This is a genomic window from Aggregatibacter kilianii (assembly GCF_003129965.1).
GTDB classification, from domain to species: domain Bacteria; phylum Pseudomonadota; class Gammaproteobacteria; order Enterobacterales; family Pasteurellaceae; genus Aggregatibacter; species Aggregatibacter kilianii_A.
The window spans coordinates 177,243-191,199 of sequence record NZ_NRCJ01000002.1 but is presented as its reverse complement, the minus strand read 5'-3'; the positions used below and the strand labels follow the sequence as shown (position 1 = coordinate 191,199).

The window sequence follows — 13,957 nt, the reverse complement described above, 5'->3', positions numbered from 1 at the left end:
TTTAAATAATGCATTGTGAGATCCCTTAATGCTTGAAACAGCACAAACAATTCCCGAACTGGTTTCATGGGTGAAAGAACGCGAATTTTCGTTGAATTTGCCCACCGATCGTCTGGCGTTTTTATTGGCGATTGCCATTTATAATAACGAACGTTTTGACGGTGAAATGATCGAGTCGGATCTGGTGGATATTTTCCGCCACGTTTCCGGTGCCTTTGAACAATCCCAGGAAACCATTGCCACCCGCGCCAACAATGCCATTAACGAATTGGTGAAACAGCGCTTTCTCAACCGCTTCAGCAGTGAATTTACCGAAGGCTTGGCGATTTATCGTTTAACGCCGCTCGGCGTGGGCGTCTCCGATTATTATATTCGCCAGCGCGAATTTTCTGCCTTGCGTCTTTCCGTTCAGCTTTCCATCGTAGCCGATGAAATTCAACGGGCGTCTGATGCCGCTGAAGAGGACGGTGATGAGCATTATTGGCGGCGTAACGTGTTTGCGCCGTTAAAATATTCTGTCGCGGAAATTTTCGACAGCATCGATTTATCACAGCGCATCATGGATGAAAACCAACAAAGCATTAAAGACGAAATCGCAGCTTTATTAACCAAAGACTGGCAGGCGGCGATTTCCAGCTGTGAACAATTATTAGACGAAACCTCCGGTAACTTACGGGAATTACAAGACACCCTCAATGCCGCCGGCGATAAGTTACAGGCGCAATTACTACGCATTCAGGATTGCGTTATCGGGCGCGGCGAATTGTATTTTATTGACGAACTCATCACCAATTTGCAGGCTAAGTTAGACCGCATTATCAGCTGGGGGCAACAAGCTATCGACTTGTGGATCGGTTACGACCGCCATGTACACAAGTTCATTCGTACCGCCATCGACATGGATAAAAACCGTGTCTTCTCACAACGTTTACGCAATTCCATTCATCATTATTTCGAGCATCCATGGTTCTTATGGACAGCGCAAGCAGACCGTTTAGTCGATTTGCGTGACGAAGAATTGGCGCTACGCGAAGAAGACGCGCTGGGCGAACTGCCGGAAGCGTTGCAATACGAATCCTTGGCGGATATTCGTGAACAAATTGTAGAGCACATGCAAACCCTGCTTATTGATTATCGTGAACATCAACGTCCGATTAATTTAAGCTTGGTGTTAAAACAACAACTGGAAAGCTATCCGCTGTCACAACATTTCGATGTGGCACGGATTATTGTGGATCAAGCGGTGCGTTTGGGTATGGCAAGTTCCGATTTGAGCGGTATTTACCCGATTTGGGAAAGCATCAATAATCGTGGCGCGGAAGTACAGGCGAACGTGATTGATGAATATAAAAGCTAAAGTGCGGTCGTTTTTAGAAACGTTTTTTATAAAACACAAAACGCTTAAATTTTTAACCGCACTTATATTGTTCGCCATATTGTTACTTCATTCTTATGTTGGCATTGTCACAATTGATGGTCACTTTGGCGATGATTATGATTTTTTTATCAAGAAAGAGTTTAATTCCAAAGTGATGTTTCATGCCCCTCTAGTGATGCGAGATTATGGTTCTGAAGTATCGAATGAAGAATTTGAACAAATTGTCGAATTTTGCGAAATCGTGACATCCCCACAGGATTGGAATTGTGATGAGACACCATTTTTATTGGAAAAACAAAAACGGGAATTAAAGTAATAACAGGAATATTATGAAAGAATTACTTAAAATCAGAGGCTTTTTACCTTATCTTGCCATTGCATTTTTAAATGCCACCGTAGATTTGGCGCATAAAATTACCATTCAAAATGTGCTGCTAAAGACCTTTGACGGCGACACCTTGGTGGTATTAACCGCACTCATCAATGCAATGATTTTATTGCCGTTTGTATTCTTATTTTCCCCAGCCGGTTTTATTAACGACAAATATTCCCAAACCAAAGTCATCCGCTATGCCGCCGTTGCCGGTGTGTTGATTTCCTTTGCGATTTTTCTCAGTTACCTTTCCGGTGCATTTGAGCTGGCTTTCCTGCTGACTTTGATTCTGGCGGCGCAAAGTGCGGTCTATTCTCCGGCTAAATACGGGATTATTAAATCTATCGTCGGTACGGAAAATCTGGGGGCGGCAAACGGTATTATCCAAGCCTTAACGATTGTGGCGATTTTATTCAGTTCCTTCGCGTTCTCTTATCTTTTTGAAGCCATTTATGTGGCGAGCGATAACCCGGCGGATATTCTTTCCAGCATTTATGTGATCGGCTTCTTAATGGTGATTTTCAGTGCAATGGAAGCGATTTTTGCCTTTAGATTGCCTTATTTCCCACCGGCAGAAAGCGAAGAAAAAACAGCATTCAGCAGCAAAAAATATTTTTCTTTAAGTTACTTACGAGAAAATATGAAATTGGTACGCGCCGATAAAAATATCTGGTTGAGTATTGTCGGCTTAAGTGTGTTCTGGGGCGTATCTCAAGTGATTGTGGCAGCCTTCCCGGCGCATTACAAAATGCTGTTTAACGATGATAATGCACTGGTCATTCAAATGATTTTAGCGGTGAGCGGCATCGGGTTAATTGTGGGATCCTATATTGCGGGCGCCATGTCCAAACATCATATTGAACTTGGCATCGTTCCCCTAGGCGCTCTGGGTTTATTTTTATCCTTATTTTTCCTAGCTTCCTCCGGCAGCGTGGCGTTAATTAGTTTCTGCTCCTTCTGTTTCGGTTTATTCGGCGGGCTATTTATCGTGCCATTGAACGCAACCATTCAGTTTTTCGCGCCGGAAGCCAAAATAGGGAAAATTATCGCCGGTAATAACTTCGTGCAAAATATCGCCATGATTGGCTTTTTGTTACTGAGTATTGTCTTTGTTTACGCTGATATTTCCACCACGGGGTTATTTATTTTTGTCTCCATAGTGTGTTTTGTGGGTTCTTTATACGCCATTTTGCAACTGCCACACTTATTCACCCGTTTATTCTTATTAGTTTTTCTGAAAACCGGTTACCGTTTCCATGTGGAAGGCTTGAAAAACCTTCCGCAAAGCGGTGGCGTATTATTACTGGGCAACCATATCAGCTGGATTGACTGGTTGGTCTTACAAGCCGCCAGCCCGCGCGCTATCAAATTCGTGATGTATCGCGGCATTTATAACAAATGGTATCTCACTTGGATTTTCAAATTCTTTAAAGTGATTCCTATCGGTGCGGGTTCCAGCAAAGAAAGCATCGAAATCATCCGTCAATATTTGGAAAACGGCGAAGTAGTGGCGTTGTTCCCGGAAGGACATATCAGCTATAACGGTCAAATTAACGAATTTCAACGCGGCTATGAATTAAGCATTAAAGACTGGCAAGATGTGTGTGTGGTGCCGTTTTATTTGCGTGGCTTGTGGGGGTCCAGCTTTTCCCGTGCGGACGAACATTATAAGGCGCTCACCAAACAACGCGGCAAGCGCGACATTATCGTGGCGTTCGGCAAGCCGATTCGCGAGTTTATCGATCATGTTGCCATGAAACAAAAAGTCGTGGAATTGTCTTTCTCCTCTTGGGAAAGTTTCATTTCCCGCCAACAACCGTTGACCCATTACTGGTTGGATATGGCAAAAGCGAATTTATTCCGTGAATGCGTCGCCGACAGCATGGGTACGGAGTTGACTAATGGGAAATTTATCAGTGCGGTACTGATTTTCAGCAAATTATTCAAACAAACCCTGAATAACGAAAAAAATATCGGTGTGTTGTTGCCAAGCTCCGCCATGGGCGCCATTGTGAATATGGCGTTGTTTGTGAACGGTAAAGTGCCGGTGAATTTGAATTACACCTTAAGTGAACAAAGCATGGCGTTAGCGCTGAAAAAAGCCAATATTCAACAGGTTATTACTTCCGAGAAATTCCTCGTAAAATTAAGCGGCAAAGGCTTTGATTATCAGACATTGCTGGCTGATAAAGCGGTGATGATGGAAGAATTAGGCAAGTCCGTCAGCAAAACACAAAAAACGCTGGCATTTTTGACCGCACTTTTTGTCCCGACAAGCTGGATCAAATTAATGAATTTTGCCGATGTAAGCTTAGAAGATACGGCAACCATTTTGTTCAGTAGTGGCAGTGAAGGGGAGCCGAAAGGCATTGAATTAACGCATAAAAATTTACTGACTAATATTCGTCAAATCAGTGACTTATTGAACTTTAGAAAAGATGATGTGATTTTAAATTCATTGCCGATTTTCCATTCCTTCGGTTTGACTGTGACAACGTTACTTCCGTTATGCGAGGGCGTGAAAATGGTTAGCGTGCCTGATCCGACGGACGGCGCAACGGTGGGTAAAATGGCGGCACGACACAACGCCAGCATTTTATTCGGCACTTCAACGTTCTTCCGTCTTTACATTAAGAATAAAAAACTGCATCCGTTGATGTTCCAGAATATCCGCATGGTAGTTGCAGGCGCGGAAAAACTGAAAGCCGACGTGAAAGAAGCTTTCCGTTTGAAATTCGGTTTGGAGATTTATGAAGGTTACGGCACGACGGAAACCGCACCGGTTGCCGCAGTGAATATGCCGAATATTTTAGAAAAAGAAACCTTAAAAGAACTGACGTTTAATAAACAAGGTTCCGTCGGGCTGCCATTGCCGGGTACTATTATTAAAATCGTTGATCCGGAAACCTTGCAGGAGTTGGTAACCGGCGAAGACGGATTGATTTTAATCGGCGGCGGGCAGGTGATGAAAGGCTACTTAAATGATGCGGAAAAAACTGCCGATGTGATTGCCGAAATCGACGGCGTACGTTATTACAAAACGGGCGACAAAGGTCATATTGACGAAAACGGTTTTATTACCATTGTTGACCGCTATTCCCGCTTTGCCAAAGTCGGGGGCGAGATGATTAGTCTGGGTAGCGTGGAAGAACAAATCGCACAAGTGTTAAATGACGACGTCCAGTTCACTGCCGCCAATGTGCCCGATGAGAAAAAAGGCGAGGCCGTGGTGCTTTTGGTGAAAACCGAATTAGACATCCATGATGTCATCAACACCTTAAAAAATTCAGCCATACCGCCGTTAATGCAACCGTCTTTCGTCTTTAAAGTGGATGAAATCCCGACGTTGGCAAGTGGCAAAGTCGATTTCAAAGGGGCGAAAAAACTTGCCGTCGCCTTGCTACAAACTAACGAATAGCTGCAAACTAACGAATAAACACAAAACAGAGAAACAACATGACAGAAAATAACCTCGAAGTAATCTCCCCAAAACTGGCAGCTGCCATCGCCAATCCGTTATTTCCGGCTGTGGATAGCCAACTGCGATCCGGTAAGCATATCGGCGCGGAGCATTTGGATAACCACGCCTTTTTGTTAGATTTTCAAACGGAACTGGATTTGTTCTATCGTCGTTATAACGTGGAGTTAATTCGTGCGCCGGAAGGTTTTTTCTATTTGCGTCCGAAAGCGACCACGTTAATCGCCCGCTCCGTGTTAACGGAGTTAGAGATGTTGGTGGGCAAAGTGTTGTGTTATTTGTATTTAAGCCCGGAACGTTTAGCGCAACAGGGGATTTTCAGCACGCAGGAAGTGTATGACGAACTGCTTAATTTGGCGGATGAAGGCAAATTGCTGAAAGCAGTGAATCAACGTTCCAGCGGTTCCGATTTGGATAAGCAAAAATTAGCGGAAAAAGTGCGGGCGGCAATCGGTCGTTTGCGCCGTTTGGGCATGATTTATACCGTAGGCGAGCCGAACAGCGGCAAATTCACCATTTCCGAATCCGTTTTCCGCTTCGGTGCGGAAGTGCGTGCCGGCGATGATCCGATTGAAGCGCAATTACGCTTAATTCGCGATGGTGAAGCGGCAACACCGCAGTCTTTACAGGCGGAAAAACAAGCCTTACAAAATGATGCGGAAAACAGCGAAAACGAGGCGGATGTTGAAGAAGAATTAGTAGAAGAGGAACAAGAATAATGACTGAAGAATTATCCCTGGAAAATGAAGTAATGGATACGTCGGCGTCTGAAGCCGCGCCGGTTATCTTTAGCCAAAACAGCGGGGTAGAACGCGGTAAATTCCGTTCTTTAACTCTCATCAACTGGAACGGCTTTTTTGCCCGCACCTTTGATTTAGACGAATTGGTTACCACGCTTTCCGGTGGTAACGGTGCCGGGAAATCCACCACCATGGCAGGCTTTGTGACGGCGTTGATTCCGGACTTAACTTTATTGCATTTCCGCAATACTACGGAAGCCGGTGCTACAAGCGGTTCGCGCGATAAAGGTTTGCACGGGAAATTACGTCCCGGCGTTTGTTACGCGGCGTTAGATACCATCAATTCCCGTCATCAACGAATTATCGTCGGCGTGCGTCTGCAACAGGTTGCCGGACGTGACAAGAAAGTGGATTTAAAAACCTTTTCTATTCAAGGTGTAGAATTGTCCGTCAATCTGACCGCACTTTTCACCGAAACCATTAACGAACGCCAAGCCCGCGTACTTACCTTAAATGAACTCAAAGACAAAGTAGAGTTGGGCGGCGCGCAATTTAAACAATATCATTCCATCACCGATTACCACGGCATGATGTTCGACTTGGGCATTATTCCGAAACGTTTACGTTCTTCTTCCGACCGTAGCAAATTCTACAAACTCATCGAAGCGTCTTTATATGGCGGTATTTCCAGTGCCATTACCCGTTCTTTGCGGGATTATTTATTGCCGGAAAATCTTGGGGTGAAAAAAGCCTTCCAAGACATGGAAAGTGCTTTGCGTGAAAACCGTATGACGTTGGAAGCCATTAAGGTTACTCAGGCGGATCGCGATTTATTCAAACATTTAATCACCGAATCCACCAATTATGTGGCGGCGGATTATATGCGCAATGCTAACGAACGTCGTGGCAACATCGAAAGTGCATTAGGTTTTCGTCAAGAGTGGTATAAAGCCAAATCTGAACAGGATTTATCACAACATCGTTTGGTGGATTTAAGTCGTGAAGCCGCCGAATTGGCGGAAAACGAAAAAACGTTGGAAGTGGATCATCAAAGCGCATTAGATCACCTGAATTTGGTGTTAAATGCCTTACGCCATCAGGAAAAAATTTCCCGCTATCAAGAAGATGTCAATGAACTGACCGAACGTTTGGAAGAGCAAAAAATGGTGGTGGAAACGGCCAACGAGCAGTTGGAAGAAAGCCAAGCGCAATTTGAGCAAACGGAACAGGAAGTGGATAATCTGCGTTCGCAATTGGCGGATTATCAACAGGCATTGGATGCGCAACAAACCCGCGCATTACAATATCAACAAGCCATTCAAGCCTTAGAAAAAGCCAAAACGTTGTGTGGTTTGGCAGATTTAGCCGTGAAAAACGTAGATGTATATCACGAAGAATTTGAAGCGCAAGCGGAAGTGCTGACGGATAAAGTGCTTGAATTAGAACAAAAAATGTCTATTTCCGAAGCGGCAAAAACGCAATTTGATAAAGCCTATCAGTTGGTTTGTAAAATTGCCGGTGATGTGCCTCGTTCTGCCGCCTGGGAAAGCGCAAAAGAATTGTTACGCGAATATCCGACACAAAAACTCCAAGCGCAACAAACCCCACAATTACACGCTAAATTACATGAATTGGAACAGCGTCTGAATCAACAACAAAGTGCGGTCAGATTATTAAACGATTTTAATCACCGTGCTAATTTGAACTTGGAAACCGCCGATGAATTAGAAGCGTTTTACGGCGAACAAGAAGCTTTAATTGAGGATTTATCCTCCGAGCTCTCCGATTTAGTGGAAAACCGTTCGACCCTGCGTCAAAAGCGTGAAAATCTGACCGCACTTTACGAGGAAAATGCCCGTAAAGCGCCGGCGTGGTTGACCGCACAAGCGGCATTGGAACGTTTGCAGGAGCAAAGCGGTAAGCAGTTCTCCGACAGTCAGGATGTGATGAATTTCATGCAATCGCAACTGACCAAAGAACGCGAATTGACCATGGAGCGCGACCAGTTAGAACTGCAACGCCAGCAATTAGATGAACAAATCAGCCGTTTAAGTCAGCCTGACGGTTCGGAAGATGCCCGTTTGAATGTGCTTGCGGAACGTTTCGGAGGCGTACTGTTGTCCGAATTGTACGATGATGTGCCGATTGAAGATGCGCCTTATTTCTCCGCCTTATACGGTCCGGCCCGCCACGCCATTGTGGTACGCGATTTGAACGCGGTGAAAGAGCAGCTTGCCAATTTGGAAGATTGCCCGGAAGACTTGTATTTAATCGAAGGCGATCCGGCGGCATTTGACGACAGCGTACTTTCCGCTCAGGAATTGGAGCTGGGCGTTGTGGTTCAGGTGTCCGATCGTGAATTACGTTATTCCAAATTCCCTGAAATTCCGCTGTTCGGCCGAGCCGCACGTGAAAAACATTTGGAAGAATTGCAGGCAAAACGCGAAGAAGTGGCGGAGCAATACGCGCAACGTGCTTTTGACGTGCAAAAATGCCAGCGTTTACACGAGCATTTCAGCCAGTTTGTCGGTTTGCATTTAGCGCTGGCGTTCCAAGCTAATCCGGAACAAGTGATGGCGCAAACCAATCAACAGCGTAATGAAATTGAGCGTGAACTTAATCAATTAGCGACCGGTGAACAGCAAATCCGCATTCGGTTAGATGATGCCAAAGAAAGAATGCAATTGTTGAACAAATTGATTCCGCAGTTACCGTTATTGGCCGACGACAGTTTAACCGATCGCATTGAAGAATGCCGTGAGCAGTTGGATTTAGCCGAGCAGGATGAATTGTTTATCCGTCAACACGGCGTCACGTTGTCACAATTAGAACCGATTGCCAATACGTTGCAAAGCGATCCGGAAAATTACGAACATTTAAAAGCCGATTATGAACAAGCCATTCAGTTGCAAAAACAAGTGCAGCAAAAAGTGTTTGCTTTGGCGGATGTGGTGCAGCGTAAAGCGCATTTTAATTATGCAGAAAGCGTGCAAACGGAAACCTCCGAACTCAACGAACAGTTGCGCGCCCGTTTAGAACAAATGCAACAACAACGGGAAGTTCAGCGCGAACAATTACGCCAAGTTCAAGCGCAATATGCCCAATACAACCAAGTGCTGATTCAGTTGCAAAGTTCTTTCAACAGTAAAAATCAAATGTTGCAGGAATTAATACAGGAAATCGGCGAGTTGGGCGTACGTGCCGACGAGGGCGCAGAAGAGCGTGCGAAAATTCGTCGTGACGAGTTATATCAACAACTTTCCACTAATCGCCAACGTCGTTCCTACATTGAAAAACAACTTACGTTGATTGAAAGTGAAGCGGAAAATCTGACCCGTCACATTCGTAAAGCGGAACGTGACTATAAAACCCAACGCGAACTGGTCACGGCGGCGAAGATGAGCTGGTGCGTGGTGCTTCGGTTATCCCGTAATTCCGACGTAGAAAAACGCTTAAATCGTCGTGAATTAGCATATTTATCCGCCGACGAATTGCGTTCTATGTCGGATAAAGCCCTTGGTGCATTACGCACGGCGGTTGCCGACAACGAATATCTGCGTGACGCCTTGCGTTTATCGGAAGACAGCCGTAAACCGGAAAATAAAGTGCGGTTCTTTATCGCCGTATATCAACATCTGCGCGAGCGTATTCGTCAAGATATTCTAAAAACCGATGACCCGATTGACGCTATCGAGCAAATGGAAATCGAGCTTTCCCGTTTAACGGAAGAACTGACAGGGCGTGAACAAAAATTGGCGATCAGTTCCGAAAGCGTGGCGAATATCATGCGTAAAACCATTCAACGCGAACAAAATCGTATTCGTATGCTGAATCAAGGGCTACAAAATATCGCCTTCGGTCAGGTGAAATCGGTGCGCTTGGTGGTGAATATTCGCGATACGCACGCCATGTTGTTGGATGCGTTGTCCGGCAATCAATCGGATTACCAAGATTTGTTCACCGATAACCGCATGACATTCTCCGAAGCCATTGCGAAATTGTATCAACGCCTCAACCCGCATATTGATGTAGGGCAGCGCACCGCACAAACCATCGGCGAAGAATTACTGGATTATCGTAATTACCTTGACTTGGAAGTGGAAGTATACCGTGGTGCAGACGGCTGGTTACGTGCGGAAAGCGGCGCACTATCCACCGGGGAGGCCATCGGTACGGGGATGTCCATCCTCTTAATGGTGGTACAAAGCTGGGAAGAAGAAAGCCGGCGTATTCGCGGCAAAGACATCGTGCCGTGCCGTTTATTATTCTTAGATGAAGCGGCGCGTCTCGACGCCAAATCTATCTCCACCTTATTCGAGCTATGCGAACGCCTGGATATGCAATTGCTGATTGCCGCCCCGGAAAATATCAGTCCGGAAAAAGGTACGACCTACAAACTTGTGCGAAAAATTTCCGGTAACCACGAACACGTTCATGTGGTCGGATTACGCGGATTCGGCGCAACAGAGTAGTTTGAACAAAAGGAAAGTGCGGTTAAAAAATAAAGTGTTTTTTGACCGCACTTTTATTATAAAAAATAATAACCTAAGGAGAGTTTATGCCTAGACGCTTAACACAAACACCAGTAAATACGCATAGTACAATGAAAAATGTTGCTTTTGAAAGTCAAGTTGTTGCATGGTTAATGCATGACGGATGGCAGGTTTTTACTCCTGTTTTGGATAATTGGCACAAGACAGATATTTTAATTTCCGATGGAGAACAATATTTCAGAATCCAAATTAAAACGCTTAGTGCAGAAAAAGGTAAAAAGACAGAAATTGAGAATTGTTGGGGGGATTCAAAAATAGACTATGTTATTTATTTTGCAAGGGAAGGTGAGTGGGGCTATATCCTTCCGGCTTTTTCAGAAAACAAAAGAATGTTAAATCATGCGGAACATAGGTTTTTTGAACTAAAAAGGAAAGAATTCTTAACAGCATTTCATATTGTCTAAATTTGCAAGGAGCAAAAATGCACAACCTCATTATCGCCGTTCTATGTAGCGTTGCGGTGTCCGTACTATTAAAAGTCGCCCGTAAACGCAATATCGTTATTCAACAAGCCATTGCCTTTAACTATATTGTGGCGTTGTCACTTAGTTGGTTTTTGTTAGAACCGGATTTTAAAGGACTTCAATTTACCGATTTTATTGCGCAAAGTGAAAATACGCCGATTTTCTTGGCGTTGGGTATTTTATTGCCAAGCGTATTTATTATCATGTCTAAAGCCGTGGAATTTGCCGGTATCGTGCGTTCCGACGCGGCACAGCGTTTATCCTTATTTTTACCGATTCTTGCCGCCTTTTTAATTTTCCATGAAACCTTAAGCCAATCAAAATTAATCGGTATTGTGTTAGCGTTTATTGGGTTATTTTGCTTATTAAGCAAACCGAACCAACAAAGTGCGGTTGATTTTAAAGGTGTTTTAGGCTTAATCGGCGTATGGTTCGGCTACGGCATTATTGATATTTTATTCAAGCAAGTGGCAAAAAGCGGAGGAGTATTCCCAACGACGCTGTTCATCGCATTCTCTTTAGCTGCGTGCATTATGTTTATTTATTTGCTGTTTAAGCGAATCCAATGGAATGTGGCAAGCTTTGTGGGCGGCATTATTTTAGGTGTGCTGAATTTCTTCAATATTTTGTTCTACATTAAAGCGCATCAAAGTTTTGGCTCGAATCCGACCTTAGTTTTTGCCGGTATGAACATCGGCGTCATTTGCTTAGGAACCATTACCGGTGCGTTAATTTTTAAAGAAAAAATAAGCAAAATTAACTGGTTAGGGATTGTATTCAGCTTGACGGCAATTTTCTGTTTGTATTATTTGGATAAAATTCTGGCTTAATTTGAGAAAAATTATGGCAAAAAACGATTTCAGTTTTTTCATTTATGACTATGAAAGCTTTGGTGTAAATCCGGCAACCGACCGCCCGGCGCAATTCGGCGGTATTCGCACAGATGCCGATTTCAATATTATTGGCGAACCGATAGTGCTGTATTGCAAGCAAACCAACGATTATTTGCCGGCGCCGGAAGCCGTTTTAGTTACAGGCATTACGCCGCAGGAATGCAATGAAAAAGGCTTATCGGAACCGGAATTTGCTGCGCAGATTTTGCAGGCTTTTAGTCAACCGAATACTTGCGTCATGGGTTTCAATAATATCCGTTATGACGATGAAATGACGCGCTATACCTTTTATCGTAACTTTATTGATCCTTATGAATATAGTTGGAAAAACGGTAATTCACGCTGGGATTTGTTGGATTTGGTACGTGCTTGTTATGCCTTGCGTCCAGATGGCATTGAATGGCCTTTAGATGATGAGGGAATGCCGAGCTTTCGTTTGGAAAAATTGACGGAAGCCAATGGAATAGCACACGATAATGCCCATGATGCGATGTCTGATGTCTATGCCACCATTGAAATGGCGAAGTTGATTAAACAAAAACAACCCAAATTATTTCAATATTTCTTTGAAAATCGAGGTAAAAAGGAGATAGAAAGGCAGGTTGATACTGCTGAAATGACACCGTTAGTTCATGTGTCGGGAATGTTGGGGAATTATCGTGGAAATACGACGTTAGTTGCACCTTTAGCCTGGCATCCGACCAATAAGAACGCCGTTATTGTGTGCGATCTAACCGCCAATATTGATGATTTATTGACAAAATCGGCAGAGGAGTTACGTGAAAATCTTTATACCAGAAAAGAAGAATTGTTAAATGCAGGTATATTACCTGTGCCGTTGAAACTCATTCATATCAATAAATGCCCGATCGTCGCGTCGGCAAAAACCTTATTACCACAAAATGCCGAACGTTTAGGCATTGATAGAGAATTGTGCCGACAAAACCAACAGCGTTTGCTGGCTTCCAAAGATATTCGCCAAAAAGTAATGGATATTTTTCATCAGGAACGCGAGTTTGAAGCCTCTGATAACGTTGAAACCGAACTTTACAATGGTTTCTTTAGCGACGCCGATAAAAACAATATGGCGATTTTACGAAGCTTAGAACCGGAGAAATTGGCTGAACATAACCTTAGTTTCCAAGATCCGAGAATTCCTCAATTGTTGTTTCATTATCGTGCGAGACATTTCTATCGAACATTAAACCGTGCCGAACAAATCAAATGGCAAAAGTATTGCCGTAAAAAATTAGATTCGGAAATCTTGCGATTTGAGCAAAGCCTTCAAGTGTTAGCAGATCAATATAGCAATAATGAAGAAAAACTGACCTTATTGAGAAAAGTCTATGAATATGGAGAAAAGATAATCGGCTAAAAAGTGCGGGCATATTTTTAAGTGTTTCCCAATTAAAAAGAGACAACGTCACTAAATTCAATCTATAAAAAGCATGCTGGAGAAATTCAGCGTGCTTTTTTTATGAGTGCTTATCTTAAAAATTCAGCATGATGAATCAGATAATCATCTCAGATTTCGCGTAGCGCAATCAGTTTTATGTGATTTATCTATGGAATTAAGTAAATTTCATAATAAAAACATAGCATTAAAATAAGGCTAATATAATTTATAGTGAAGATTAATAACGTGCTTTTCTCACTTATTGCTTGTTGAATAAATATTTACATTTCAAAATTAAAGTCTATAACTTCATTTATTAATTTGTTACATACCTTACAAATATCAGTTTTCATCCAGTTTGACTAGTAAGAGTGACTTGTGCATAAGTCTGTGTTTTTGTTAATTCGTAGCGTTCGTTTACTTTGTCACTAACTTCGCATAATGTATATTATGTTAAATAATATAAATGAAATGTCACTTACAAAAAAGGAAAACTATTCTTCTTTTAGCATAACTGAGAAACAAAACTTCAAAGACTGGATTGAATATATGAAAGTCGTTTGAATAAGATGGGTTTATTTTCTTTTCAATTAATCATTCCCATACTAAGTATTGAGCTTTAATAAATGTAGCTTGATAAATAGCATTTATTTAGATAGATACAGGAATAATACAGAAAGAC

General features: G+C 43.1%; 8 protein-coding genes. All 8 read left to right on the top strand.

The genetic code is table 11. From position 1 onward, the window contains the following. Positions 1–28 precede the first annotated feature (28 nt). The 8 genes from mukF (at position 29) to sbcB (ending at position 13,254) form a co-directional block, all read left to right on the top strand. A complete protein-coding gene (gene mukF / locus DK430_RS02265; RefSeq protein ID WP_109077499.1) occupies positions 29–1,357 on the top strand; it encodes a chromosome partition protein MukF in 1,329 nt (442 codons plus the stop codon). Next, the gene (locus DK430_RS02260) at positions 1,341–1,694 is read left to right on the top strand and encodes a hypothetical protein (protein WP_239496778.1); all 354 of its coding nucleotides are present in this window, start codon (positions 1,341–1,343) and stop codon (positions 1,692–1,694) included. Before mukF ends, DK430_RS02260 begins: the two co-directional genes overlap by 17 nt. 13 nt (positions 1,695–1,707) lie before the next feature. Next, positions 1,708–5,169, top strand: coding sequence for an acyl-[ACP]--phospholipid O-acyltransferase (locus DK430_RS02255; protein ID WP_109077498.1), 3,462 nt, complete (start codon positions 1,708–1,710; stop codon positions 5,167–5,169). Positions 5,170–5,207: 38 nt separating this feature from the next. Beyond that, positions 5,208–5,948, top strand: coding sequence for a chromosome partition protein MukE (gene mukE / locus DK430_RS02250; RefSeq protein WP_109077497.1), 741 nt, complete (start codon positions 5,208–5,210; stop codon positions 5,946–5,948). Beyond that, positions 5,948–10,441: a chromosome partition protein MukB gene (mukB, locus tag DK430_RS02245; RefSeq protein WP_109077496.1), complete on the top strand. Its 4,494-nt coding sequence runs from the start codon at positions 5,948–5,950 to the stop codon at positions 10,439–10,441. The genes mukE and mukB overlap by 1 nt, the downstream gene beginning before the upstream one ends. An 86-nt stretch (positions 10,442–10,527) precedes the next feature. Further along, complete coding sequence (locus DK430_RS02240; RefSeq protein ID WP_109077495.1) at positions 10,528–10,926, top strand: hypothetical protein; 399 nt, start codon at positions 10,528–10,530, stop codon at positions 10,924–10,926. A 17-nt stretch (positions 10,927–10,943) separates the two neighbouring features. Beyond that, entirely contained in the window at positions 10,944–11,816 is an 873-nt protein-coding gene (locus DK430_RS02235; protein WP_109077494.1) for an EamA family transporter, read from the top strand. 13 nt (positions 11,817–11,829) lie between these two features. Further along, a complete protein-coding gene (gene sbcB, locus DK430_RS02230; protein WP_109077493.1) occupies positions 11,830–13,254 on the top strand; it encodes an exodeoxyribonuclease I in 1,425 nt (474 codons plus the stop codon). The last annotated feature ends 703 nt before the right edge of the window (positions 13,255–13,957 follow it).